This window comes from Brevibacillus sp. FSL K6-6036, assembly GCF_037964015.1.
GTDB lineage: Bacteria > Bacillota > Bacilli > Brevibacillales > Brevibacillaceae > Brevibacillus > Brevibacillus borstelensis.
The window spans coordinates 720679-746818 of record NZ_CP150173.1 but is presented as its reverse complement, the minus strand read 5'-3'; the positions used below and the strand labels follow the sequence as shown (position 1 = coordinate 746818).

The following is a 26140-nucleotide window of genomic DNA, read 5'->3' as shown; positions in this document are numbered from 1 at the left end:
TTGGACTATTATTCCATTTTAAAGACAAAAACCCTTCCAATGGTTGGAAGGGGCTCGCACCGGTAGAACTTGTTATGAATCATTCCTGATGAGCAGTGAGCACATTATTACATTGAATACTTCTGTAGTGTCTCTATCAAGTCTTCTGCCGATTTTCTGTTCGTATTTATCCGAAAAATTTTTCGTTGGTTCCTATCGTTAATCCCTTCTTCTACTGTAAAGAACAACTCATAACCTAATTCCGCAGCAACCTGGATTACTGTTTCGTTGTAGGCTCCATATGGATAAGCCAGGAGACGGGAGTGTTCACCTAATTCTTCGAACAGTCTCTTTTCAGCCAATTCAAGATCGGCTTTTATCCGCATTTTATACTCTTCCTGCGATTCAATGCGTTTTTCACTTTCCAAGTAGATTCTATTGGCTAACATGGGCTTACTGTTTCCGTCCTGAGTTGTTTTCATTTTACGATGATGATCATAGGTATGGCTGTAAAAACTCATACCATTCGCTTTCATCTCCTGTATTTGGTTCCACGTGAGATGCGGAATTGCCGCCGGGTCGAAAACGTCTGTCGATTTCATAACCAGAAAATTGGCAGCAGAAATACCTCGCTTTTTCAGCTCAGGATAAGCATAGGTATAAAAACTTTCATATCCGTCATCAAATGTCAAAACAACAGCATTTGGAGGTATCTTTTCACCTGTACGAATAAATTTTACGAAGGTTTCCATGCTGATAATGTTATATTGTTTTTGGATAAGAGTGTCTAAATGCTGTGCAAATGTAGATGGAGACAGCGTAGCATCATTTTCAACAAAATCAAGATGGTGATACGTCAGTACGATAGCTTTGTCCTGATAATAGACAGGTTGTTTTGAATAGCTGACAATCAGGAAATATATTCCAAACGCGAGTAAGACCAGACAAAAACGATACATAGTATTCCCCTCTACCTTTATTGTGTTTATCTATTAGATCCAGCCCGGTAATTTTTGTGACACAATAAGGCGGGGTTTACTCTTGACTCCATGACATTCTTGAATAGTTGCAAACGAACATACTATTCTTAAAGTGAACATATGATGAACGGTGACAACAAGGCACATAAAAACGGTATAAAGCAAAATGCTTCATACCGTTTTTTCGGATCTGTCAAGAATTTCGTGTAAACTAAGCCAACCTCAATATATGAAAAGGTTTCCTCCCCCTAATAGGTTTCATCCCCCTAATTAGGACATCTTTTTCGGAGCCAATAGGGTCAAGGGCGTAAGGCGAAGCGAACCCTTGACGTGTTGGTGTAGAAAAAGACAATTCCTTCGGGGATGAAGCCTTTCTTTTCTTTGTTATCGGATGTGTGGTCGTACGCGATCCTCAAAGAAAACAGATAGCTGCATGAGAATATGGCCCCAATTGTGGACTCGTCCCGTCCATTTACGTAGGACATCCATGGTTATGAGGTATAACATTTTGAGAAGAGCATCGTCTGTGGGAAAGACGGCTTTTCCCTTCATGACTATACGAGAAGCTATTGTTCTTATGAACACACGAAAAAAGAACAATTCCTGAGTCTGTAAAATATTTTGTGTAAACTCTCAACCTCTAAACTACAATTAGGAGTAGAAAGGTTGGGAGATTTTTATGATGTCAAAAGAGCAGATCAAGCAGTGGATCAAAGAGAAAAACATGAAGTCAGTGGACGACGTACAGTCAGCGTTAAAGGATCTATTCGCAGACACAATCCAAGAAATGCTGGAAGCTGAAATCGAGTCCTCTCTTGGATACGCCAAGCATGACATGAAAAACAAGCGGACAACCAACAGTCGCAATGGGTATAGCAAGAAAACCGTCCGTTCTGAGTACGGGGATGTCGACATCCAAGTCCCTCGAGATCGAGAGGGTGATTTTGAACCAAACATTGTAAAGAAACATCAATCCAATGTTACAGGGATCGAAGATCAAATTCTTGCTCTCTATGCCAAAGGCGTATCCACACGCGATATCCAAGACCATCTGCAGCAGCTCTATGGCATCGAAGTCTCACCAACGCTCATATCAAATGTAACGAATAAGATTGTACCGATGATCAAAGAGTGGCAAAATCGCCCCTTGCAAGCGGTTTATGCTGTTGTTTTCCTTGACGCCATTCACTTTAAGGTAAAACAGGACGGAGCTATCGTCAATAAAGCCGCCTATATGGTCATTGGTATTGACCTTGACGGTCATAAAGATGTGCTTGGGATCTGGATTGGGGAGAATGAATCGGCAAAATTCTGGCTGCATGTCCTCAACGAACTGAAAAATCGTGGAGTCCAGGATATTCTCATTACAAGCGTCGATAATCTTCGTGGCTTTACAGAAGCCATCTCTGCATGTTATCCGAAGACGGAGATTCAGAAATGTGTTATCCATCAAATCCGAAATTCCATCAAGTATGTTTCCTATAAGGATCTCAAAAAGATCACGTCCGAGCTAAAACCTATCTACAAGGCTCCAACGGAGCAAGCCGCGTTGGAAGAACTCGATCAGTTTGAACAAACCTGGGGCAGTAGATATCCCTTGATGGTTCGTTCCTGGCGGAATAACTGGGACGAGATTGCCACTTTCTTTAAATATCCTCCAGAGATTCGAAAGCTGATTTATACAACTAACGTGATCGAGAGTTATCATCGACAGCTTCGAAAGGTGACAAAAGGAAAAGCCATGTTTCCCACAGATGATGCCCTTTTGAAGATGTTATATCTCGTAACCATGGATGTTCTACGAAAGTGGACGGGACGAGTTCAGAACTGGGGCCAGATTCTCTTACAGCTATCCGTTTTCTTTGAAGATCGGGTACAGCCGTACATCCGTTAACAAATGAAAGGCTTCATCCCCGAAGGGATTATCTTTCTCTCCACCAACGCGTCAAGGGTTCGCTTCGCCTCACGCCCTTGACTCTATTGGCTCCGAAAAAGATGTCCCAATTAGGGGGATGAAACCTGTTCATATATTGGTTGATTGAGTTTACACAAAAATCTTGACAGACCCTTGACAGACCCCAATTCCTTTTTACTTGGTTGTCCTTATGATTTCTATAACACCTGCAGGATAAGTCCAACCCATTTGGAAATCGGTTAAGCTCGGTAAATTATCGAGCCTTTGTCCACATTATTATTCAAGGATATTATTTACTTATGCTAATACGTACTCTTGAGGAAGTTCTTTACAACTTGTCAGGTTTCTTTTTTGTTGCAATTTCCTTAGAATAACATTCAATTTTGCAGCTTGTGGACTTCCATCTAATTTTTTACATAGCCCGTTCATATTCATAAGCAAAAAATCCAATCTCCTAGATTGATATCCTAATTTTAACTTTTCATAAAATTGATTTATGAAATCATCGTGTTTATATTTTTCAGAGATTTGGATATAGTAATGGTCATCCCTAAAGAATACATTTTTTATATGTTCTAAATCAGGATTTAAAGTATCAATGTATCCTTCTTTAATCAAAAGACTACCTTTTGATCTGTTACAGTCATAACATGCTAATACTAAATTTTCTATTCTTCCGGCAATTTCTTTTGAATCAAATGATGACTCACATATGTAATGATCTACTTCAAATAGAGTCGAGCTTATATTATCTATTGAGTTTCCACAATAGCTACATTTATAATTATAAATCTCCATAAACTTCACTTTATAACATTTATCGTTTTCTTTGACTTTATTATAGATAATTCTTACTGTTGGATGATTTTTGCGTATTTCATCATTCAATGCTTTCTTTTTAGAATCCAAGTCTTGTAATATACTGCAGTACTCAGTATTTCTATAGTCATTTCCCATCTATATCCCTCTTCAGTTCCCTAAATGCAGAAATTATATCATCTATATCTTTAGTTGTTAACTCATCATATTGAGAGGTTCCATCTAACGAACTCATTATTTTTTCAATAAGAACCTTATCAATACCCTCGTTTTCTTTGAGTTTATTAGCTATATTTCGGTAAATAATGATATTTTGAATCGCATCATCCAGTACTTTTTTCAATATCATAGCATAATATTGTTGAGGAGTCTCTTTCACGTCTCTTCTATATTTTTGAATTGTTCCATAATCTTCTCCAAGATCATTCTGGGTTATAACTAAAACTTCAATAAAAGGAAACATTTTTTTGAGAATCATTTTAAATTCTTCACCAGAAAACTTTCCAGTAACGGCACTATCGTTTTCGAAGAGTTTTGAGTCAATTAAAATTATATTTGCCCCTTTAATCAAAGGATTATTTATAAGACTATCATATCCCTCTTCACTTTTAAAACAAACTTCATCATATTCTATTATAAACTGATCATGATCGTACTCTTTATTTAGATATTTAGAAATGTTTATGTCTGGCTCATCATCTACATAAACTATATTTATCTTATCCATTGAAATTACCTCCAAGTGTAAATAGAATACTAAAGCCTCCAGTTCCTTTGATTTCTGATATTTGCCCCCCAGACATCACAACTGTATTATTGACTATCCACATTCCTAATCCATGACCTTGTTTTCTAGAGGTTTCATGAACTTCAAGTATCTTCATAGGATTATCGATATATTTCTGATCCAATCCTTTGCCGTCATCTTTATATAGAAATTCTAACCCCCCATTACTAGAAACAACATGAATATATATTGATAAATGATTTCTATCTTCATTATGCTGGATACTATTTAAAATTAAATTATCAAAAATAACTTTTAAAACGTCTTCTGGCAAAACATAATGAATTGTTGAGGATAAATCTAATTCTATCTTGACCCATGCGTAGTCCCGTTCCCAAACCAACTTTACATCATTTAACAATTCAAGTATGTTGTGTTCTTCTGCAAAAAATTTACTTTTTTCTACTTCTTCCAACATAGTGTCCATAAAAGAAACTAACTTTGAATTTACCCTTTTATTTTTGTCTAGTAATTCTGGAATATTTGAATAAGCATACTTAGTTCGTTCTTTATCATTAACAAAATCCCATATTCCAAATTCTTTCATAGCTTCAATAATACTATCACAATTCTGTGCAATACTGTTTCTATCATTATGCATTTCATGAGCAATTGCGGTAGCTTTCAACCCGGAAGTTGCCAAAACGTTTAATATTCTAATGTCATACTTATATCGCTCTTCAGTACTATGAATTTCTTTTTTGTAATCCGAATTCTCTTTCTTATACTCTTTTATTTCTGCAATAAACTTATCAACTTCCTCTTTTGACAAGTTTTTCATTTCATTTGGATTTTTGAGTACCTTATCCACTACTTTTTTATCTTTCTTAACATTTCGATTTTTTACATCTATTTTTCGAATAATTGATTGGCGATATCTCTCAAATTCAGCAATACCCTTGTCTAAGATTTTAAGAAAAATTTGATAGTATATATTTTCATCGAGACCTTGTCTATTAGATAAATCCTTTAACATCTCGTTAGTCTTTTTGTCAATTTCTACTTTCCCAGCTAATTGGTTTTCTCTCACTCGCCATGAACCTGTCGGGTGAGTGGCTGCGGCAGGTGATAATCTAGATCTTTTTCCTAAACCGAGCCAATCCTTAGTTCCGTCATATGAAGTAATACTAAATGAATTTCTATAAAGAATTATCCCACTTTCATACCTTTCAGGAAGGATACTATATTTATATAAAAACTTCTCAACATCTTTCGTTGCAGATTCTTTAAGGCTAAAGTAAAATTCAGCCGAAAAGTCGCCGAGGTTTCTTAAGACTTGTTCTAATTCAAATTTTGACAGTAATATTTCTTTATCATTTAATAATTCATTAAAACAATTTACAGTATTTTCGTAGTTACACAAATCAATATTGCCACAATATTTCTTTGCCTCATTCTTGAATTCATCTGAATGAACACTACATACTAAAGAGCATTTTTCGGACAAAAACTTTATACTTATTTTACTTGTGCAATTATAACCTAGTTTAGGCTCGACAAAGTATTTCTGAACCGACTTTGTAATATTTTCAAAAGTTATATTAATCTCCATAAGGTTATCATTATATGTCCTAGATAAATACTTAATTAATTTCTCTATACGTACTTTGTTCCATTTTTCTCGTAGCCCATTAATAATTATCTTTGTTCCGCACTCATCCAAAGGATCCTTTTCTTGCAACGTGCTCCGATTCCAATTGGTAATCCATAACACAGACTTATCGTCAGGATTATTTGTTTGAGAGTAGAGTGTTATATTTGATCCGAGGCGTGACAAAGCAAATCTTCCGATCCCCTTTGATCCAGCAAGAACCCTTTTTTTCTTATTTTTATCTATGATCTCATAGTTCTTATTACTTTTTCCAATATGCATCCAATGTTGTTTAATATCTTTGTAATTCATACCTATTCCATTATCTTTAATAATAAGCTCATTATCCTTAAATATGATATCTAACTTCGTAGCTTGTGCATCGAATGCATTCTTAACTAATTCAAGAATGGCAGATTCTTCATTTGTAAAGTTTTGAACACCTAGCAACTCGGCAATCGTACTATCTTCGATCACATATTTAAGTTCTTCCACACAACATCCTCCTCTTAATTGATTCCAAATCAATATTCTTATAGAGGCTTATTCAAAATCCATTTTAATATCAAATTAAACGATAAAAAGTTTTACTTAAAACTCATAATTGTTAATATCAGCAGCAGTAATTCGAAGGGAGCTGCCACTTGCATTAACTCCAATTTCCTGAACATATTCGTAAAATGCTTTACTTTCCAAAATTTCTTTTGCTTTAGCTAAAGATACGTTTTTTTTAGCTACTATATAGATCCCCGAATAGGGAATGCTTTCTTTTGATAACTCATATACTTTTACTTCTTTTGTCACTACAGTAGAAAGTAGAAGCTTAGGTTGATTCAAATGTGACAACGCTTGAGTACGACCATATTCAAACCACTCGATGCTCTTATCTGATTTTCGTTTACTTAACTCTTTTGCAAAAGATTTAAGATACTTAGTGGCTTCCGGGAATTTTTTCTCGAATTCATCTCTTCTATATCTTACTAAAATATCTTCGTGATACCTATATGGAAATAGAATCAGTACTGATTTATTGAAGTTTAAAGATTTAGGACTTACTCCTTCTCTTACTAAATTACGCTCTATTTTAAAGTTATCAACAACAATATACTCTCCTTCTTCTTTAAACTTCGATAAAATATATGCTTTATTGTACAACGTTGCAATACTGGAAGCTGCTGAGAAATAGTCCCCGAATCTTCTTTTGGATTTACTGTCTGGCTTGCAGTCAGAAAATTTCCATTTCCCAACTAGTTTAATCTTTGGTATCGTAAGTATTGTACCGTTTGCTACATCGTGATATTCAATAATTTCGGTAGTTACACCTTTATCACAAACCAATATGGCCGAGGAAATAAGAGCTTCTTCAAATAATTTTTGAGTAGTAAAATCTATGATTTTTACAACGCTCGGTAAAATCATATCTCTTAACTTTTGCCCAAAGACATTTTTAAAAATACTACTTGGAATCAAATATGCTAACTTACCAGAGGAGTTTAAACAAGAAAGGCTTGCCTCAATAAAAGCATAGCAATAATCAAATTTGCCATGTGTACAAGAAATAAAATGTTCTTTTAAATAACTTCTAGTTTCATCATCCAAGTCTCGATAAGTGATATACGGAGGATTTCCAATTACATAATCAAACTCATTTTTTTTATATTGTTTTAAAAAATCGATATTTAAAATGTTCCATTTTACATTATTAATGCCATAAGATGTAGCTATTTCGTCAAGATTGCTTAAGCACCTAGCAAAGTGTACAACGTCAATCTCTATACCATACACATCACGCTCTAAACCTTTTTTAATTTCATCAATACTCTTCTTGTTGCATAGTGAATCCTCAATATATCTTCTAACTATTTCCTTCAGAATGTTTCCATCACCACATGCATTTTCAAGCACTTTTTTCCCATACAGATCTTTTTTGTACCCTACAGCATTTAAGAGATCTTTTACATTTTGAGCAGGAGTAAAAACCTGACACTTTTTTATCATTATTTTTTACTCCTGCCTTTCTTAAGTTTTTTAAAAAAATCTAATATCATGCCAACACCTCTACCTAAAGCTGATATATTTTTAAACTTATAACAAAGATGATATTTTATCATATATTGTTATCTTTTCTTATTTTGTTATTTTAGTGACTCTACGGAACAATTATATTTTCAAATAGTCCTAACGGTAAATATAAAAAAATCAAAGACTCATTTGAGAATAAGGAGTTAAAAAAGTTTTATTATATTAAATTGAATACCCCCATACAACTAAATCATCTTTATATCTTGGTAAGGAAAATTGTTATAATCATACTTTTTCACTACCATAAAACGAAAGCGGAAGGACTATGTCCTTCCGCTCCGTCTTGTCCTAACATTTCTAACTGTAAACATTATATCTGAATGACTCGAAAATGCAACAATCTGTCACTTTGATATGCAGTCTATTTCCGATCTTATGATAGTCATTGTAGTGATAACATTTTGTAGGCCCTCCTATCTTCTAATTTCTCATCTTTTCCCTCCAAATCTTCTGAGTTTGCCGTTAAAACCGAGTAAACTCATGCGAAAGAATATAGAAAAAATAAGAGAAAACACCAGTTTGGTTTTCGTAAAAGAAGGGGCTGAAGAGCGAATAAGAGCAAAAAAAAAGCTGAGCGTAAATCAGGGAAAATACCTGAAGTTCGGTCAGCTTACCAGTAAAATTTTATGCTCAGTGGTAGACTTTGTAGGAAAGGAAGTTCTAATTTTATTTTCTGCACAAATGGAAATGTATCCGGCAATCTCCAGTCACGACTTGAATGATAATGAAAAGCAGGTCTTCATTACGTCCTGTCGTCAAAACCTATATAAATTAGAGAACAAACCGACTCCACATGTGTGGAAGCAACAGTACGTTTAAACTTGGTTGCTCAAGATGATCTTTCGTCAAGATGTGTTGAGTAGTACAATAGTCCTCGTTTGAAATACTGAAGTTTCTCATCATTTGTGGTCTCCAGCAAATTAGTCAAAACGATTTCCATTGCTTCCTTGTAACGTTCCGTATTGTACAGAACCATCGCGTACAAAACCTGGATCGCCCGGTTATGCGGAAACTCTTTCACACCTCGTCGCAGTACCTCCTCCGCTTGCTGGTAGTTTCCCAAATAGCGGCAGGTGCTGCCCAGACCGAGCAAGCATCTCTCCAGGTCCGGTCCCGAGAGGCCCAATTCAAGGGCACGTATATAGTACGGCACGGCCTGTGCCCCCAACCCGGAGTTGTCATGCGCCACTCCGGTCTGAAAGAGTATCTCCGCGTCATCGGGGTATGCTGCCGCCAACTCTAAAAGAAGTGTTCTGGCTTCCTGCAGAATCACCTGGTCTTGCTTGGCCCGCCCTTCTTCCCGCAGGCGAATGGCTTCTGCTAAACGATCTCTTGTCATCGTTTACCTCCTGTTCTGCTCAGCCCATAATGTCTCTTTTCTATAGTGGGGAATATATATTTTTTAGTTTACAGCAATATCCCTCCGCACTAACAGCGAGCAACACTCCACATGACTAGAGTACGCAATAAGGACACAAGAGACGTACTACCAACTAAAAGAACATTACTTTTCAGGGTACTGAAATTTTCAGCTTGTTAAAAGTCGAAAAGACCCGCCGTAGCAGGTCTTTTCTGTGTGAATGTTTAGTAAAACAAATTTCATTTCTTACGTATGATTTGCTGTATATTACGATACCACATTTAAGTGATACTGTCAACAATTTGGGGAAAGACCTTCCGTAGTCGGTCTTTCCTGTATGCAACAATTGTATCTGTATGATTTGCAGATACGTAATGTAGTTTTTCAAAAAACACTACACATTATTATATTCGGGTACTCATTAAAGTTGCTTTATTAGTTTTAAATAGTTACTTGTGCACTTTCTCCATTAGTAACGAAAGCCTTAAGTGCCATAAGTTTACTTAATTTCTCATCTAATATTTTTAACTGCTCATCAGTTAACCTTTTTTTACCTTCTGGGATACCGTGAATACGTTTTATCCTTCTAATATGGATAAACTGCATTTTTGCAAATGCAAGATGGCTTTTATCATAACCACCTGGCAGCGCTAAACCTTCAAAGAAAATTTCTAAGTCTGGATCGTTTAATCTTTGAGGCTGACTTGTTAACGGCAAAATATGGAACATAAATCCTTTTTGCCCAAGCACTATAGCGTAGTGTCCGTCTATAATCTTGTAATTTCCATCAAGGTCAGAAAGTTCATCGCCTAAATTGACACCAAATTTGACATGAACTATATCTCCTTTTGTAATATTTTTGGGGTGATCTTTGTGTTTTACTTTCTGCAATTCCCTTGTTAATTGATCTCTATCTTGTTGAGTCAAATTTTTTCTATTCAGCTTTCTTCTTATTGTCTGCTCCTTTTGATGAGCTTTATTTGTTCGTAGTTTTTCAATACACCAAGTAAGGTATGACTCTGCATAGTTCTCATCAGTCTCTTGAAGTTCATTCCATAGCTGGACTGATAGGGCTTGAATATCCTTTTTATTAGGACTATCCTTTAACAACACGATGATCCCCTCTCTATTATGACAGTTTCTACAAAATTTTACCACATAACGATTGGTTATAGGTCGAATTGTGACGTTAGTACTAAAAAATTGCGTATTGGTGCGGATTTTAATACATGAAAAATGCCTAGAAACCGCACCACGCACCGATTTCTAGGCATTATAGAGAAAGTGAAGCTAGGACAAATTCAAGAAACTGAGATCAAGCGGGGGTAGCTCTTTATCTGAAAAGAAGGGAGTTATCCCTACTTTTTTCAAATCATCCATCCTTCTCGTCAATGTTGACGATGTGTAATTCTTTCTGACAAACTCCTGTCCGTACAGATCATTCAACAAAATGAACCCCATCAATTGCTCAGCTTTTACTATTCCATAGGCATCAATAAGCTGTTTTGCCTGTTCAAATTTATTGGAGGTTTGGAATGCTTTGTCTACTCCTATCCTTTGTAAATAGGTTGCTAGTATCTGTTTAGCTACCTGCTCACGGAATAGCTCCCCCGCCCACCTATTCTCACTGTATTGCTTGAGTTGCTTGCTATTCCTGATATTACACTCAAACCGTAACATTCCTCTAGCAGATTCAATCGCCTCTGAAGTGTCCTTCCTTGCTAATAACTCCCGTTCCTTATCGTAAAAGCTCATTCTTATACTTTTGTTCATCCATTCCACGGTTTCCCTATCCCCGTAAACTCTAGTCGTATACTTGGGGATGTGTATTTGTCCCAATACATCAATGTACTCCCTGACCGCCCCGCCCACTTGGAAATTCCAGCATACGTCCATGCGTGTCACTGTCCAATACACCGAGTCATGGCGGGGGTAAAGATAAAATTCATTCCAGAGTTGATTGTTCAGCTTACGGAAGAATATCGGTATGTCACTATCCTTAATCATCCGTACGTTGTTCCCGAATAAATACTTGGGAATGGAGACTTCAACACCCAGACGCCGAGTATCAACATTGTACTTTATGTAGAGCAAGGAGCCTTTCTTTTTATACTCACGCACTTCTCCCAGCATCCCAGTATCATCAAGATGCTCATAAGTATAGGTGTGAGTCCATGGCAGGGAATCTATTTTGTTGTAATCAATATGATAGTCTCCATACATTCTGACTGTATCAATCATGGCTAATCAGTTGATTTCTTCAAATCTGAAGTAGTTGTTGATGGTGTTACAGCATCTTTTTTCTCCCCGCCAATAGAACCGTTTTTCCGTTTCTCTATATTCCAACAAGATTGGATGGCAGATTCCATCAATTCTTGAATGCTCCCCGTGTCACTAAATACTCTCGTTACTTGACTCAACACTTTTCCTCCTCCATTGCACATCAAAGATGGTCGAATTTTTCCTGTCGGTATCACAACGCCCCCGCATCTGATGTCTTGGCAATACTAAATCCTAGGTACTGGGGGAGGTGCTAGTAAGGAAAAACAAAAAATACTCTCGATTGCTCTATACGACTTCCAGATCGAGGAGTTAAGCGCTATAATCCCTTAACAGTTGGTAGTGCGTCTCGTATAGATCAAAGCAGGAGGAGATTTATATGAGATGTGCGGTTTATGCTCGAGTAAGTACGGGCTTGGATAGTCAAAAAGACAGCTTGGAAAATCAAGTATCGTTCTTTGAAAACTTCATAAGAGAAAAAGGGTGGGAACTCGTTCGCATTTATGCCGACGAGGGCAAAAGCGGAACAAGCACTGTGAAGCGGAAAGAACTGCAAAAGCTTATGAAGGATGCTGAGCAGGGAGGGTTTGACGTTGTCCTGATTAAATCAATCTCTCGTTGGGCTAGAGATACCGTTGACTCTCTAACCCTTGTCAGGAAACTTAAAAGCCATGGAGTAACCGTAATCTCAGCAAAAGATGGATACAATTCATCCGAAGATGACGGGGAGTTAAGGCTAACTATCTTCTCTATGCTGGCACAAAGCCAGAGTGAAGATATTTCATCTAATGTTAGCTTTGGAATAGCTGAGAAGTCACGAAAAGGTGTATTTCATGGCACCCCGCCATATGGGTACGACAAGATTAGGGGAAAGCTCGTTCCTAACCCAATACACGCTCCTACTGTGAAGCTTATATTTCGTCTGTATCTCGAAGAAGGATGGGGAATGCAAAAGATCGCAAACTATCTAAACGCTCTCAACATTCCCACCCCTCGCTCCGTACTGGGTGCTAAAAATGCAGGAGACAAATGGCATGATACATCAGTAAAGATCATTCTGAAGAATCCGAATTACACGGGAGACCTTGTTCAAGGGCGGTCAAAGGTGGACTTCAAAGACAAGGTATACAATCAACAGAGAGGCTACAAGAAGCGGATAGTGCTTGGGGAAGATCAATGGATAATTGTTCCTAATGCCCATGAAGCTCTTGTGACCAAGGAAGAATTTGAAGCCGTCCAAGAGAAGATTAACAAGAAAGCGGAGAAAGTCTTTAGAGGTCGTGGCACCAAATCCCTATTTGCTCGCCTTGCTTTCTGTCCAGATTGTGGTGCAGGGTTAAACTACATGCATGACAGAAAAGGCTATATCTGTGCAACGTACAAGAAGAACGGAAGCAAGAAGTGCTCGAAGCATTACATCAAGCATGAACTTCTAAAGGAGCGAGTCCTCATGGATATTCGCGAACTAGCGTCCAACTCCCTTAATATGAAGTCACTTGTACAGCTTGCATTAAAAAGGGCAGGGAATAAAATGGCTAGCGCAACTGATGAGTTACAGCGAATTTTACGCGAGCTTGAATCTTTAAGGCGGGAGAAGAACGAGCTATTGCGACTCCTCACCCGCCAAGTTATCGACCAAGCTACATATGAAGATCAATTCCAGTTCATTGATAAAGACTATAAATCACTACTCCAAAGAAAAATGGAACTGGAAGACCTGCTCTCCAAGGAAAAAGACACCGAGACGAGTCTCAGTGCCTTTCAGAGGGAAATACAGCAATTTGCTCAGTTGGAGATTCCTGATGAAGAAACTCTCCGACAGTTGCTCCACAAGCTCATAGACAAGGTATTCGTCTATGAGGATGGGCGCATTGAAATTCATTACAACTTCAGAAATCCGATGTTAAAAGGGGCTTAACTCGAAGCTCCCTTTAACGTCATCAATATTACACACTCCACATGCCCCGTATGCGGGAACATATCCACCGGCTGCACTTCCTTCACCTCATACAACTCCGCCAGCACCTTCAAATCCCTCGCCAGCGTCGACGGATTGCAGGAGACATACACTACACGCTCCGGCTTCATCTCCAGGATCGTCGTCAGCAGCGCCTCGTCACAGCCCTTGCGCGGCGGGTCGACCACGATCACATCCGGGCGGATGCCCTGCTCCTTCCAGGCCGGGATGACAGCCTCGGCTGGTCCGGTCTCAAACGTCACATTTTCAATCCCGTTCAGCTCGGCATTGCGATTCGCGTCGGCAATCGCCTCTGGCACGATCTCCACCCCGTACACATGGCGGGATTTCTGCGCCAGAAAGAGCGATATCGTCCCGATCCCGCAGTAGGCGTCGATCACGGTCTCTGTTCCCGTAGCCCCGGCGTACTCCAGCGTCTTGTTGTACAAAACCTCGGTCTGCACCGGATTCACCTGATAAAACGAGCGGGCAGAGATAGCGAACTTGATCGGTCCGATATAGTCGTAGATGACGTCGCTTCCCCACAGCGTAACCGTCTTGTCCCCGAAAATGACATTGGTCCTGGCCGGGTTGATGTTTTGCACGATGCTTTTCACATCGGAAAGCTGCTCACGGATGGACGCGACCAGCTTTTCCTTTTGCGGGATAAATTCCTCCGTCGTCACCAGGACGACCATGACCTCGCCTGTGCGAGCGCCGACCTTGACGACCACGTGTCGCAAAAGTCCGGTATGGTTCACTTCGTCGTATGGCTTGATCTGCAGCCTTGCTGCGAGCTTCTTGACGGCCGCTACCGCTTCGTCGTTGGCGGGATGCTGGATCATGCACTCGTCCATATCGATGATCTCATGGGAGCGCTCTGCGTAAAAGCCGCCGACCAAAGCCCCGTTCTGCTCGCCGATCGGGACCTGTGCCTTGTTGCGGTATCTCCACGGATCGCTCATCCCCAGTGTCGGATGAACCGTCACAGCACCCTCCCCTTCTACGGAGAAGCCGCCGATACGGCGCAGGTTGTCCTTGACGATCTGCTGCTTGTGGACGAGCTGCTCCTCGTAGGCGAGATGCTGCAGCGAGCACCCCCCGCAGCGGTCGTACACCGGACAGGGCGGGAGAGCCCGGTTCGGACTCTTCTCCACCACTTCCAGCAGCTCGGCAAAACCGAAATTCTTTTTGACGTGATTGACCTGGACGCGAGCCCGTTCTCCCGCCAGTGCTCCCGGCACAAACAAGGTGTACCCTTCCACCCGTCCGACACCGGCTCCTTCGTGGCTCAATCCGGTAATGTCCACGTCTACGATTTGCCCCAATTGCACGGGCAATCCCACTAGCTGCTTGGGTTGCTTTGGCCGCGCTGGCTGTTTTGCCTGATTTCGTTGCTCTGCAGGATTGTGCTGGTTCCTCTGGTTTTGCTGCTTCGCATCGCTTTGCTGTTTCGGCTGCTTTAGTCTCCCCTGCTCTATTTGCCTTGGCTGCTTCGGCTGTTTCGCCTTGGCTGCCGCCTGTTTTCCACGCTGATCCTTTGCTGTCTTAGCCACAAATCTTTTCTCCTTTTAGAAAACGGAAGCGGCGCCATTTCGCTGCATGACGCCCCGTCATTTTTGCACGTTTGACCCACATGCCTGTTACTGCTTCATTATTGCTAGTTCACTGTTCATTTTTCTCTGTTCACTATTCACTTTTCCTTGTTCACTGTTCATATTCTCTTCTTCCCTGACATTTCCGCTACGGCACAAACAACTCCAAATGCCCCGGCAGCGCCTTGATCTCGCAAGGAAGCTGTCCTCCGAGCTCGCCGTCCATGTTGAGCTGCACCGTTTGTCCTCCCGGCGTGGTCGCTTTCAGGTAGTCGGTCTGAAAATACAGGATGGACGGGTCTTTCAGGTGTTCCCCTCGCATAGCCTGCGTCGCCAGACGGATAAACTCGGCGATGTTCGTTTTCTTCACGACGATGAGGTCGAGCTTGCCGTCGCTGAGATTGGCGTTTGGCGCCAGGCGGTCGAAGCCGCCGAACGAATGGCTGTTGGCGATCAAAAAGACCATGATCTCTTCGTCGATGAGGACTTCATTTTTCGTCTCCAGCCGCACGTGAATCGGGTGCAGAAAAGGCAGTTTTTCCAGCCCTTTGACGTAATAGGCGAGCTGGCCCATGACGGTTTTCAGCTTGCTCGGCACTTCATACGTCAGGTTGGTCAATGATCCCCCGCCGGCAATATTGATAAAATAACGGTTATTGATCCGTCCGATGTCGACTTTTTTCTTTTTTCCAGAAGCGATGATGCGGCATGCTCTGCCAACAGAGCGGGGGATGCCGAGGGCTCGGGCGAGATCGTTGCTGGTGCCGCACGGGATGATCCCGAGGGCAGGGCGAGTCTTTTTCTCGGCCATGCCGTTGACGACCTCGTAAATGGTACCGTCTCCGCCTGCAGCGATGATGACGTCAAAACCGCGGGAAACGGCACGAGCAGCTTCCTCGGTGGCATCGCCTTCTCCTTTTGTCGCGTGGCACGACGTCTCATATCCAGCCGATTCCAGCAGATCCAGTATCTCCGGAAGACGGCGGCGAATGATTTCCCGCCCGGAGCTGGGATTGTATATCAATCTGGCTCGTTTCAACGCATTCCCTTCTTCCTGTCACGCTCTTGGTATTCTCTCTACTCATCATATCCTGTATAGCCATTTTTGGGAATCGCTATGCTGCTGGCGGCATGATAAGATAGGAAAAGATAACCTTCGGGTATGAATGGAGGAGCTTGATGTGAATACGGTCATCGTAGGCGTCGACATCGGTGGCACTGCAATCAAAATGGCTTTGCTGAACATGGACGGGATTATGCTGGTCAAAACACAGGAGCCTACGCCGGTAGCAGAAGGCGAAGACGGAATCGTCCAAAAAGTAGCCGATATGATGGATCATTTGCTGCAAGGCCAAGGGTTGCATAGAGAGCACGTGGCAGGAATTGGCGTCGGGGTGCCTGGCACTGTAGACGGAAAAAACGGAATCGTCCGGGAAGCGGTCAACCTGAACTGGCGCAGCCCTGTTCGACTGCGCGACAAATTGGCCGCCTGTACAGGACTGCTGGTAGCTGTAGAGAACGATGCCAACACCGCCACTTTGGGCGAAATGTGGCAAGGCTCCGGCCAAGGCGCTCAAGACCTGGTGATGATTACGCTCGGAACAGGTGTGGGCGGCGGCGTCATTTGCAATGGCCAGATCGTCGAAGGCATCAACGGCATTGCCGGAGAGATCGGCCACATCTCGATGGCACCGGAGGGCGGTCCGCTCTGCAACTGCGGAAAAACGGGCTGTCTGGAGACCTACACGTCAGCTACTGCTTTCATACGCGCTGGACGAGAAGCGGCTGAAAACGGAACAAGCCCTTATCTGGCCGAGCTGCTTTCCCGCAACGGAGAGGTCAAGGCTAAAGATGTTCTGGATGCCGCCAGGGCAGGAGACAAAGGGGCGCTTGCCATCGTTGACCGGGCGGGACTTTATCTCGGGCTGGCATTGTCCCATTTGGCGATTCTGCTGAACCCGGCCAAGCTGATTATTGGCGGAGGGGTTGCGGCTGCGGGCGACTTTCTCTTTGCCCGCGTTCGCGAGTCGTTCTGCCGCTTTGTGCCGTTCCCATATGTCGTGGAGGCGACGGAGATTCTTCCCGCGACCTTGGGCAATGACGCCGGTGTGATTGGCGCGGCTTGGCTGATCCGCTCCCGTACGTAACTGTTCCCGGGAACGAAAAAAGGACGCTTCGAGGGCTTCTGTTCTCCCGGCGTCCTTTGCATATATAGGAAGCTAGTCCTTCCCTTTACGACTGTCTTCTTTCTTGCCTCCGTCGTTGTTTGGCCCGCGATACTTGGCACTTAACAATGAATAATGAACAATGAATGATGAATAGAAAAAAAGGAGAGTTCTCCCATGCCGATCCGTTCAAAAGCAAAAACAAAAACGCCAAAATTGCCGCTGACCGAGGCAGAACGAACCCAACTGCGCCGCGCCAAGCTGCTGCTGACAGAGATCGGTTCACAGCATCCCGAGCACTTGTCGGCTCAGCTCGGCACTTCTTTTGAACGAGCAAGGGAGCTGATCGCTCTCGCCGCCTTCCAGTCCGTTCCCTCCATTGGCCCGAAACTGGCCGAGGATTTGGTGCTGCTCGGCTACTACAGCCTAAGCGAACTGCGCGGTCTAAAAGGCGCCGACCTCATCGACGCCTTGGAGGGCAAATACGGATGCCAGATCGATCCGTGCGTCGAGGACCAGCTCCGCTGTGTCATCCACCATGCGGAAAATCCGGGAAGCGATAAACAGTGGTGGGATTTTACCGGGGAGCGAAAGGCCTATCGGGAGCAGCACGGCTATCCGCCGAACCGTCCCCAGTCCCGGTAGACGCGGACAAACGGACCTGGCCCGCCCCTGGCTTTGGCAAAGACCGAAAAACTGAACTAGTCAGCTTCTAGCCTCGGCAAACACCTATATACCGAACTGGTCCGCACCTACCCGGCAAACACAGATAAACGGACCATACCACGCCTTAAAGAGTTAGGAAAATCCATTAACCAAAATTCGTATCCCGCCTTTTCTCCAGCTAACCAATATCCCCCAGCCAATCACGTAATCTGTTTTGCATCTGCTTCCTCCGTCTGCTGGCCTGCCTGCCTGTTTTGGCTGCGCACGATCAGAACGGCTCCGAGGAGAACCGCAAACCCGCCCAGCATCTGAAACCACCCCAGTCTCTCCCCGAACAGCAGTGCCGAAAAACCGATTGTCACCACGGGCTCAAGCGTGCTGAGCACGGACGCCCGCGTAGAGCCGATGAGCTGAATTCCGCGAAACAGGCAGCCCATCGCGAGGATCGTGGAAAAGAGAACGATGCCCCCCAATGCGAGCCACCCCTGACCGCTGAAATCCAATGCCGGCTCCCCGTCCTTGAGCGCCAGCCCAAAGGTAGAGATGGCCGCAAACAACGACACATAGGCGCTCGTTACATATGGAGAAAGACCTGTCACGACGCGGTTGCCGACGATGAAGTAGACGGAGTACAGTACTGCCGCAGCCAGAGCCAGTCCGACTCCGAGCGGCTGAATGCCGTCAAATGAAAGGCCGAGAACCAGAACAAGTCCCGCAAGCGATAAAGCCATGGCACCGATCGTCTGCTTTCGCAGCGCTTCTTTATTGACGAAATAGTTCAAGACCGCCACATAGACGGGAAAGGTGTACAAAAGCAGGGCCGCCATAGAGGCCGGAATGTACTGCACTGACGAGAAAAAACTCAGTGACTGCAGCGTGTACAAGACTCCTCCCAGGCAAAACAGGGCCAATCCCTGCTGCCTGCTAATCCTGAGCGGCTCCCGCTTTACCGCCATCCAGACAAAAAACAGCAGCGCCGCCAGCAAAAAGCGCAGGAACAACAGGGTAGACACCGACGCCCCTGCCTCGTAGGCGTAGATCGCAAAGATGGACATGACGCCAAATCCTGCTGCGGACGCAAATACGTAGAGCACTCCTGCATAGAGCGCGTTCATTTTCTGTCACCAGCTTTCTGCGTATTGATCCAGCTTGTGAAAAATATCCGAGCGATGTCGCCCGTCATTTGGCCTTTCTGAGCGTTTCACCTCTCCCGGCCTACGCTGGGGCACTGCATAGCGGCGTAGGCCGAACAGCCTGCCTATCCTTTAATCACTGCACCCTCGCGGCGGAAGAGGCGGGCGGACAAGGCCAGAATGCCAGCCACATACAACAGCGAGGTCCCTAATCCGACGATCACGTGCCAAGGGTCAATCGCTCCGTAAAAGACCTCTTTGCACAACGCAACACCGCTGAAAACGGGAAGTACGTAATACCACTCGGGGATGTCCACGGGATTGAGCGGCATCATCATGTAGGAGGGGATCATGGCCAGAACGACCACACCAGTCATATAGGTCTGTCCTTCTTTAAACGATTTGGCTATCGTGCTCAAAGTCAGCTCCAGACCGGCAAACATCGCCGCCAGCAAGAGAATGGTTCCCGCCAAAACCACGAGCGAGCCAGGCTCCAAAAAGCTGAAGGAAAACGCCGCTTCCGCTTTGGTCAGCGGGCCCATCCGAAACACAAACGAGAGGGAAAGCAGCGATGCTGTCGCGCTGATACAGCTCATGACCATGACCGCGAGAAGCTTCGCTGTCAGCAGTTGATTCGCCGCGATGGGAGCAGTCAACAGCGCCTCGAGTGTCCCGCGTTCCTTTTCTCCCGCCACCAGGTCTGTAGCAGCAGCGATTCCGCCAGAGGCCAGCGACAGCACCAGCATCAAGGGGATGATCCCGGCCAGCATGCCGCCCGCCTGACGGTCCTTGGACGCCGTATTGTCATATACGGTCTCGATCGGCTTGATCGCCTGCTCGGACAAGCCCGCCTGGCGCAACCGCTTGGCCACAATCTCGGAGCTGTATTTTTTTACCGCTTCTTCAATGATGGAACGGGCGTACACTGATTTTTGGTTGGTGGAATCGTAAGCGACCGCCAGCTTTACGGGCTTCCCCGCTTTTACCTGCTGATCGAAGCCGTCCGGGATGGAGATGATGGCCCGCAGCTTGCCCTGCTGCAAGTCCGCTTCCGGATTCGGCGAGTTCAACAGTTTCACACCAGGAGTCTGTTTCAGGTAGTCGACAAGCACAGACTGACCGCTGATCGAAATCGGTACGTAGGAGCGTGCTTCCTTTTCAACGTTGTTGTAAGACGTGCCCAATAAAAAAAAGACAAAAGGAATAACTACCATGGGTATGACAAATGTGCCAATCAAGGTTTTGCGGTCGCGAAGAAGATCGGTCAGCTCTTTGCGGAAAACGGTCCAGACGATGTTCGTTCCCACTACCGCCCCCCTCCTTCTACCATGGTCATGAAGATATCGTCCAGATCATTCATCTTCACCTGGTCACGGAGGGCGTCAATCGTCCCCGCATAGCTCAGCCTGCCCTTATGCATAATGGCGATCCGATTGCACAGCCTCTCGATTTCCCCCATGTTGTGACTGGAAAACAGAATGGTCTTGCCCTCCTCCTGCAAATGGGCCACCATCCGGCGAAACATGTTGGCGGCAGTCACATCAAGGCCGGTCGTCGGCTCATCCAGCAAAATGACATCCGGATCGTGCACCAGCGTGCGGGCAATGGCTACCTTTTGCCTCATCCCGCGTGAAAAGCCGCCCACCCGGCGATCCATAAACTCGCTCATATGCAGCATTTCGCCCAGCTGTTCGACCCGCTTTTCGAGGGCATCGTCGGCCAAGCCGTACAGCTTGCCAAAATAAGCAATGTTTTCCCGAGCCGTAAGCCTGCTGTAAAGGCCCACATCTCCGCCAAACAATATCCCGATGCGGCGGCGTACCTCCACCGGCTCGCTCAGAACTGAGTAACCGCGAATCCGGATATCACCTGACGTCGGTCGGAGGATGGTAGCCATCATCCTCATCGTCGTCGTTTTGCCCGCTCCGTTTTCTCCGAGCAGCCCGTACACTTCTCCCTTTTCCACGAAAAAGGAGACGTCATCGACCGCTGTCAGGTGTCCAAACCGCTTGCTTACCCGGTCTACTTCGATCACCTGTATTCCTCCCGCCCTTTTTGGTCAAGGTTCAAAAAGAAAGATCTCGCTCCCGAAAGAGGAGATCCTGCTCTTATAGTCTACCCATATCCAAACAAAATCAGAATCTTGCAAACACTTTCATTTCTCCTCCCTAAGCGAGGGAGAGAACCGGGTATTTCTCCTTCCATTTGCTTAGCGAGAAGCCGGAGAACAGCTTCAAAAACGCTTCTGTATCATTGATGTAATGGCGGTTTTCCCTGGCCTCGCCGTGGTGCTCCAGATAGAGGATGGCCACCAGTCGGTTGACCGGCACCCCTTCGGCTTCCTGGTCGTAGATGCCTTTTTCCGCCAACACTTTTTCAAAATAACGCACATACGTGACTGTTATGCTTTTTTGCTGGCCGTCTTTTTCATAGCTGGCCATCGAACGCTCAAAGGTATCGGCAGGCGATCCGCCCTTGCTCGGCGGCACGCTTTCTCCCGCCACAGACAGGATTTTCATGCTTTAGAAACCTCCTCCACGCAATCTACTTTCCATTATAGGGGAGCACTTCCATTCTTACAAACGAAACAATCTCACCCGTACAGTCTCTTGGCCGGGTCTGTTTCGTCGCCGTTCAGGCGCTTTTGAAAGGTCTTGCGCCAGTTTTCGGACAGCTCCGCCACTGCCAGGATTCGTTCGGCCGCTTCCCGGTTATTCTTGTCCCGATGCATGATATGGTTTGCCTCCGCCACGGTGATGCCCGCCGGATGGCGTTCGATCAACGTGATCTCGCTGGCCGGAGATACGTTTCCTTCTTGCAGTACACGAAAATAAAAGCCGGTATATCCCGTCTCCTGGACCCACAAGGCCAGCTGTGGCAAATCGTAGCGCTTTGCCAGCTTGTGACAGGGCTGTCGCGGCTGGGTTACTTGCACAATCGCTTCGCCAAGCTGGTAGGTATCTCCGATGCACACGTTCGTTTCCAGCATGCCTGCAACCGTCAAATTTTCTCCGAAAGCGGCGTATGGCAGCTTGCGGTTCAAGCGTTCCTCCCAGTATGCATAATGCTCATGAGCGTATACACAGACCGCCTTTTCCGGTCCGCCGTGGTGGACGAGATCAGCCTGTCCGTCTCCCGTCAGGTTTACAGCCGAGAGGAAGAGTGTCTCCGCTGCCGGCTGTTTAAACATTCCCGTCAAAACCTCTTTGCCTTGGTAAAAAAAGCGCTCCGGCTTTCCTACATTGAGCGAAACAAGCTTGATTGGACCATGACTCATCGAGCCATACCTCCCTGTTTCATCCTGTGATGAATTCCTATACAATCATGTCAGAACTGAAAGTTTCTGTAAATGACAAAACACGCACGATTTTGTTCATTATTTTTGATAGAACGCAGTCATTTTGTCAGAAACTCTTCTTTCGAGGAGTCTATGTCGTAGGTCAACTTACTTGCGAGGTGTTTGTTTTGCAAAAGGAGCTTTTCCAATCCGAAATGATTGAGGCGCGGGAGGAACAGGAAGATTCGGCTTTGGTCGAAAAAGCCCGCAATGGGGACAGGGAAGCCTTCGGTGAGCTTGTCAGAAGGCATCGGGCCAAGGTGTACGGGTATGCCCGCTCGTTTACAAAGGAGCCGTTTTTGGCGGAGGACATCGTCCAGGATGCGCTCATCCGGGCGTTCCTCCATCTCGGCACACTGGTCGACAGCCGCCGGTTTTTGCCCTGGCTGCACCGGATCGTCCGCAATCAGGCATACACCCGTCTGAAGGCGGCGCCTCAAGCCAAGGAGCAGGTATTTTCTTCCTGGCATTCACCTGCTGAGGAGGAGGGAGAAACGGACTGGCAAAGCCTCGACAGCATCCTTTACCGGTTGGGCCGGCAGCATGCCCAGTCGCTCCGCGAGCAAACGGCTGCTCCAGAGGAGACCTTGATGCGTCGGGAGCTGCTGGAGACGATCATGCACATGCTCCGGTGCTTGAATCCAAAGGAGCGGCGAATCTTCGAGTCCCATTTCTTCGACCATCTCTCCCCACAGGAGATTGCCGGAGTATTTGGCATGTCGCAGGCCAATGTCTACCAGATTCTGTCCCGCTCACGGAAAAAGCTCTTGCGGGAAAAAATTCGTCTCGCTGTTGACCAATACGTACTCAATCGAAAGGATGAGGGACTCATGAATAAGGTCACGTTGAAAAAGCCCGAAGCATTCTCGCAGCGCGTATGGACGACTGCTGCAGCAGCGATGTATGGACTGACGGAATACACGGAAAAACGCCTTTCCCTGCCCATGGTGATGGGACTTACCGGGCACGCTTTTCGGATCAATGTCGTTCCCGGCGAGATTCACATTGCCGGACCAACCATGTTCGACTTTGACAATGTGCTGTCGGAAGGAATGCGGAATCTCGGCTTTGAGGTAAAAGTCGTTCAACAGCATACGCAAATGGCCCCCGGTCCTAATGCCAATCAGGCGGACCCATCCTTGTTGACGGCGGCGGCGCGTGAAAAAAGAAAGCTTCCCGAGGTATTGCCTGTAGCTCTTTCGCTCATCCACGACGCCATCGACCGGGGACATGCCGTGCTTTCCTGGGATTTGTTCATACCCGAATTCGGCCTGATCTACGGCTATGACACCGAGACCCGCCAATTTCAGGCGGGAGACAACTGCGGGCATGATAAGCCCATTGCCTACGACCATCTCGGACGCGGTCTGGTTGAAGAACTGTTTGTGCTGGCCATCGACAAGCAGCTGGACATCGACCAAAAGACGATGCTGGCAAACGCACTCAGAACGATCCTGCATCACTATCGTCAAGAGACGAGCGGGCCTGCCTGCGCTCACGGATTGGCCGCCTACGATGCTTGGCGGGAAGCGTACCTGCAAAAAGGCATCGAGCCAAACGGCAACGCCTACACGACCGCTGTGGTCGGAGACGCTCGCCGTCACGCTTCGCTCTTCTGGAAGGAAATCGCGGAAACCTGGACCGACGCCCAGTTTGACAAGATTCGCCCGCTAGTAAAGGACGCCGGTGAGCTTTACACCCAAATCGCGGATGAATACGCCACTCTTGCCCATAGGTTCCCGTTTCCAACCGGAGGCAACCCCAATGATCCCGATGAGTCCCGGGAAGCCGTACAGGTGCTGGATAGGATCAAAAAGCTGGAGGAACAGGCTGTCGCTGTGCTAGAGCAAATGCAAGAGAAGCTTTCGGTGTAAGGCGAACGCCAGATAGCCACGCAGCAAGTCATACGCATATGCAAAAAAATTTGCACAGCAGATCAAATACGAAATGGCTTTAGCCGCAAGTCAAAAGCTTTGGCCGTTGGCCCAAATGAAAGAAGGCCCGCATTGCCGTATCTTTGGCAAAGCGGGCTTTCGTGTTGCGATTTTTTGCTTCTGCTACATATTTTTCAGTGCTTCTACAAGCAGCTTGTTCACCATGGGCGGGTTGGCTTTTCCGCGGGTTTGCTTCATCACCTGTCCGACGAAGAAAGCGACTGCTTTGTCGTTTCCTGCCTTGTAGTCGGCCACGGCTTGCGGGTTGTTGTTCACCACTTCTTGTACGATGGCGAGCAGAGCGCCCTCGTCGCTGATCTGGACGAGCCCCTTTTCCTCGACGATTTGCTTTGGCTCTTTGCCTGTCTCGACCATTTCCTTGAAAACGGTTTTGGCAATCTTGGAGGAGATCGTGCCGTTTTCGATCAGCTTGATCATTTCGCCCAAGCCGTGCGGTGTGATTTTTACATCAGCCAACGTCAGGTTGCCAGCATTCAAATAACCGAGCAGCTCGACCATCAGCCAGTTGGCTGCCGCTTTAGGATCAGCCCCTGTCTTGACGGTTTCGTCGAAGAAGTCGGCCGTATCCTTGGACATCGTAATCACGCCGGCATCGCTTTGCGGCAAGCCGTACTCGTTGACATAGCGGGCCTGGCGGGCGTCAGGAAGCTCGGGAATCGTAGCCCGGACCGCCTCGATCCACTCCTCGGAGATTTGCATCCGCACCAGATCCGGGTCCGGAAAATAGCGGTAGTCGTGCGCTTCTTCCTTGGACCGCATGCTTATCGTTTTTTTGTTGGCCTCGTCCCAGCGGCGTGTCTCCTGCACGATTTTTCCGCCGGAGGTCACCACCTCTTTTTGCCGCTCGACTTCATATTCCAATGCCACCTGTACGTTGCGGAACGAGTTCATGTTCTTCAGCTCGGTTTTGGTACCGAACTCCGCTTGGCCTGCCGGACGGATCGATACGTTGGCATCGCAGCGCAGCGAGCCTTGCTCCATTCGGACATCGGATACCTCGGTGTACTGGATGATCGCTTTCAGCTTTTCCAGGTACGCGCGAGCCTCTTCAGGCGAGCGGAGGTCCGGCTCGGAAACGATCTCGATCAGCGGCACGCCCACACGGTTGAAATCGACCAGGGATTCGCCGCCGAAATCGCTGTGCGTCAGCTTGCCCGCATCTTCCTCAAGATGGAGGCGGGTAATGCCGATCCGCTTTGTCACCCCGTTGACCTCAATATCAATCCAGCCGTTATAGCCGATCGGCTGGTCGTACTGCGAGATCTGGTACGCTTTTGGCGAGTCCGGATAAAAGTAGTTTTTCCGGTCAAATTTTGTCTCTCTGGAGATTTCGCAGTTGAGCGCAAGCGCCGCCTTCATCGCGAACTCCACCGCCTGCCTGTTGGTCACAGGCAAAACGCCCGGATGTCCGAGGCAGATCGGGCATACATGTGTATTTGGCGGCGCGCCGAACTCGGTCGGGCAGCCGCAAAAGATTTTGCTATTCGTCGAAAGCTCGGCGTGAACCTCAAGGCCGATGACGGTTTCAAACTGGCTCAT

Annotated in this window: 22 protein-coding genes and 1 pseudogene; 5 read left to right on the top strand and 18 right to left on the bottom strand. The window is 45.8% G+C overall.

The window, feature by feature from the left end; all coding sequences use genetic code 11:
* Positions 1–107 precede the first annotated feature (107 nt).
* Together NST37_RS03950 and NST37_RS03945 are read right to left on the bottom strand one after the other, a co-directional pair.
* Complete coding sequence (locus tag NST37_RS03950) at positions 108–938, bottom strand: polysaccharide deacetylase family protein (RefSeq protein ID WP_339186316.1); 831 nt, start codon at positions 936–938, stop codon at positions 108–110.
* A gap of 405 nt (positions 939–1343) precedes the next feature.
* Positions 1344–1520, bottom strand: a pseudogene (locus NST37_RS03945) (IS256 family transposase); the annotation flags it as partial.
* Between the two features lie 118 nt (positions 1521–1638).
* Between NST37_RS03945 and NST37_RS03940 the strand changes: the two are divergent.
* Positions 1639–2853: an IS256 family transposase gene (locus NST37_RS03940; protein ID WP_251247396.1), complete on the top strand. Its 1215-nt coding sequence runs from the start codon at positions 1639–1641 to the stop codon at positions 2851–2853.
* Positions 2854–3171: 318 nt separating this feature from the next.
* On the opposite strand, the gene NST37_RS03935 is transcribed toward NST37_RS03940, so the two are convergent.
* From NST37_RS03935 to NST37_RS03900, 8 genes are all read right to left on the bottom strand, one after another.
* Complete coding sequence (locus NST37_RS03935; protein ID WP_339186314.1) at positions 3172–3831, bottom strand: HNH endonuclease; 660 nt, start codon at positions 3829–3831, stop codon at positions 3172–3174.
* The gene (locus tag NST37_RS03930) at positions 3821–4420 is read right to left on the bottom strand and encodes a hypothetical protein (RefSeq protein WP_339186311.1); all 600 of its coding nucleotides are present in this window, start codon (positions 4418–4420) and stop codon (positions 3821–3823) included. The genes NST37_RS03935 and NST37_RS03930 overlap by 11 nt, the downstream gene beginning before the upstream one ends.
* Positions 4413–6566: an ATP-binding protein gene (locus tag NST37_RS03925; protein WP_339186309.1), complete on the bottom strand. Its 2154-nt coding sequence runs from the start codon at positions 6564–6566 to the stop codon at positions 4413–4415. The genes NST37_RS03930 and NST37_RS03925 overlap by 8 nt, the downstream gene beginning before the upstream one ends.
* 96 nt (positions 6567–6662) lie before the next feature.
* Entirely contained in the window at positions 6663–8069 is a 1407-nt protein-coding gene (locus NST37_RS03920; protein WP_339186308.1) for an N-6 DNA methylase, read from the bottom strand.
* A 913-nt stretch (positions 8070–8982) separates the two neighbouring features.
* Entirely contained in the window at positions 8983–9492 is a 510-nt protein-coding gene (locus tag NST37_RS03915) for a tetratricopeptide repeat protein (protein ID WP_339186306.1), read from the bottom strand.
* Positions 9493–9954: 462 nt separating this feature from the next.
* Complete coding sequence (locus tag NST37_RS03910; RefSeq protein ID WP_339186304.1) at positions 9955–10626, bottom strand: hypothetical protein; 672 nt, start codon at positions 10624–10626, stop codon at positions 9955–9957.
* A gap of 177 nt (positions 10627–10803) precedes the next feature.
* Positions 10804–11754: a hypothetical protein gene (locus tag NST37_RS03905; protein WP_339186303.1), complete on the bottom strand. Its 951-nt coding sequence runs from the start codon at positions 11752–11754 to the stop codon at positions 10804–10806.
* A 2-nt stretch (positions 11755–11756) separates the two neighbouring features.
* Positions 11757–11933 (bottom strand): hypothetical protein, encoded by a 177-nt coding sequence (locus NST37_RS03900; RefSeq protein ID WP_339186301.1) that lies wholly within the window; start codon positions 11931–11933, stop codon positions 11757–11759.
* Between the two features lie 239 nt (positions 11934–12172).
* Here NST37_RS03900 and NST37_RS03895 point away from each other — a divergent pair, with 239 nt between their 5' ends.
* Positions 12173–13711 (top strand): recombinase family protein, encoded by a 1539-nt coding sequence (locus tag NST37_RS03895; RefSeq protein WP_339186299.1) that lies wholly within the window; start codon positions 12173–12175, stop codon positions 13709–13711.
* On the opposite strand, the gene rlmD is transcribed toward NST37_RS03895, so the two are convergent.
* Positions 13708–15096, bottom strand: coding sequence for a 23S rRNA (uracil(1939)-C(5))-methyltransferase RlmD (rlmD, locus tag NST37_RS03890; protein WP_339186760.1), 1389 nt, complete (start codon positions 15094–15096; stop codon positions 13708–13710). The genes NST37_RS03895 and rlmD overlap by 4 nt on opposite strands.
* A 397-nt stretch (positions 15097–15493) precedes the next feature.
* The gene (locus NST37_RS03885) at positions 15494–16384 is read right to left on the bottom strand and encodes a diacylglycerol kinase (protein ID WP_003389377.1); all 891 of its coding nucleotides are present in this window, start codon (positions 16382–16384) and stop codon (positions 15494–15496) included.
* Between the two features lie 142 nt (positions 16385–16526).
* On the opposite strand from NST37_RS03885, the gene NST37_RS03880 reads away from it, so the two are divergent.
* Positions 16527–17492, top strand: a complete 966-nt coding sequence (locus NST37_RS03880; RefSeq protein ID WP_024983571.1) for an ROK family glucokinase — start codon at positions 16527–16529, stop codon at positions 17490–17492.
* Between the two features lie 195 nt (positions 17493–17687).
* A complete protein-coding gene (locus NST37_RS03875; RefSeq protein WP_339186298.1) occupies positions 17688–18155 on the top strand; it encodes a helix-hairpin-helix domain-containing protein in 468 nt (155 codons plus the stop codon).
* Between the two features lie 221 nt (positions 18156–18376).
* Here the strand turns inward: NST37_RS03875 and NST37_RS03870 are convergent, their stop codons facing one another.
* The 5 genes from NST37_RS03870 to NST37_RS03850 all read right to left on the bottom strand — a co-directional run bounded on the left by NST37_RS03870 (position 18377) and on the right by NST37_RS03850 (position 22586).
* A complete protein-coding gene (locus NST37_RS03870; RefSeq protein WP_339186296.1) occupies positions 18377–19291 on the bottom strand; it encodes a DMT family transporter in 915 nt (304 codons plus the stop codon).
* A gap of 143 nt (positions 19292–19434) precedes the next feature.
* The gene (locus tag NST37_RS03865; RefSeq protein ID WP_003389382.1) at positions 19435–20616 is read right to left on the bottom strand and encodes an ABC transporter permease; all 1182 of its coding nucleotides are present in this window, start codon (positions 20614–20616) and stop codon (positions 19435–19437) included.
* Positions 20616–21344, bottom strand: a complete 729-nt coding sequence (locus NST37_RS03860) for an ATP-binding cassette domain-containing protein (protein WP_003389384.1) — start codon at positions 21342–21344, stop codon at positions 20616–20618. Before NST37_RS03860 ends, NST37_RS03865 begins: the two co-directional genes overlap by 1 nt.
* Before the next feature lie 133 nt (positions 21345–21477).
* Positions 21478–21828, bottom strand: a complete 351-nt coding sequence (locus NST37_RS03855) for a hypothetical protein (protein WP_003389386.1) — start codon at positions 21826–21828, stop codon at positions 21478–21480.
* A gap of 74 nt (positions 21829–21902) precedes the next feature.
* Complete coding sequence (locus tag NST37_RS03850; protein WP_003389388.1) at positions 21903–22586, bottom strand: MOSC domain-containing protein; 684 nt, start codon at positions 22584–22586, stop codon at positions 21903–21905.
* Between the two features lie 215 nt (positions 22587–22801).
* On the opposite strand from NST37_RS03850, the gene NST37_RS03845 reads away from it, so the two are divergent.
* Positions 22802–24520 carry an RNA polymerase sigma factor gene (locus NST37_RS03845; RefSeq protein ID WP_339186758.1) on the top strand — a complete coding sequence of 573 codons (1719 nt, stop codon included), beginning with the start codon at positions 22802–22804 and terminating at the stop codon, positions 24518–24520.
* A 183-nt stretch (positions 24521–24703) separates the two neighbouring features.
* Here the strand turns inward: NST37_RS03845 and gatB are convergent, their stop codons facing one another.
* Positions 24704–26140 (bottom strand): Asp-tRNA(Asn)/Glu-tRNA(Gln) amidotransferase subunit GatB, encoded by a 1437-nt coding sequence (gatB, locus tag NST37_RS03840; protein ID WP_003389391.1) that lies wholly within the window; start codon positions 26138–26140, stop codon positions 24704–24706.

Bases quoted from the DNA above. Each gene is read 5' to 3' on its own strand.
- NST37_RS03930 (WP_339186311.1), bottom strand. From the start codon at position 4,420: ATGGATAAGATAAATATAGTTTATGTAGATGATGAGCCAGACATAAAC.
- NST37_RS03855 (WP_003389386.1), bottom strand. From the start codon at position 21,828: ATGAAAATCCTGTCTGTGGCGGGAGAAAGCGTGCCGCCGAGCAAGGGC.
- NST37_RS03845 (WP_339186758.1), top strand. From the start codon at position 22,802: ATGATTGAGGCGCGGGAGGAACAGGAAGATTCGGCTTTGGTCGAAAAA.
- NST37_RS03940 (WP_251247396.1), top strand. From the start codon at position 1,639: ATGATGTCAAAAGAGCAGATCAAGCAGTGGATCAAAGAGAAAAACATG.
- NST37_RS03905 (WP_339186303.1), bottom strand. From the start codon at position 11,754: ATGATTGATACAGTCAGAATGTATGGAGACTATCATATTGATTACAAC.
- NST37_RS03920 (WP_339186308.1), bottom strand. From the start codon at position 8,069: ATGATAAAAAAGTGTCAGGTTTTTACTCCTGCTCAAAATGTAAAAGAT.
- NST37_RS03915 (WP_339186306.1), bottom strand. From the start codon at position 9,492: ATGACAAGAGATCGTTTAGCAGAAGCCATTCGCCTGCGGGAAGAAGGG.
- NST37_RS03850 (WP_003389388.1), bottom strand. From the start codon at position 22,586: ATGAGTCATGGTCCAATCAAGCTTGTTTCGCTCAATGTAGGAAAGCCG.
- NST37_RS03870 (WP_339186296.1), bottom strand. From the start codon at position 19,291: ATGAACGCGCTCTATGCAGGAGTGCTCTACGTATTTGCGTCCGCAGCA.
- NST37_RS03950 (WP_339186316.1), bottom strand. From the start codon at position 938: ATGTATCGTTTTTGTCTGGTCTTACTCGCGTTTGGAATATATTTCCTG.
- NST37_RS03895 (WP_339186299.1), top strand. From the start codon at position 12,173: ATGAGATGTGCGGTTTATGCTCGAGTAAGTACGGGCTTGGATAGTCAA.
- NST37_RS03875 (WP_339186298.1), top strand. From the start codon at position 17,688: ATGCCGATCCGTTCAAAAGCAAAAACAAAAACGCCAAAATTGCCGCTG.
- NST37_RS03935 (WP_339186314.1), bottom strand. From the start codon at position 3,831: ATGGGAAATGACTATAGAAATACTGAGTACTGCAGTATATTACAAGAC.
- gatB (WP_003389391.1), bottom strand. From the start codon at position 26,140: ATGAGCCAGTTTGAAACCGTCATCGGCCTTGAGGTTCACGCCGAGCTT.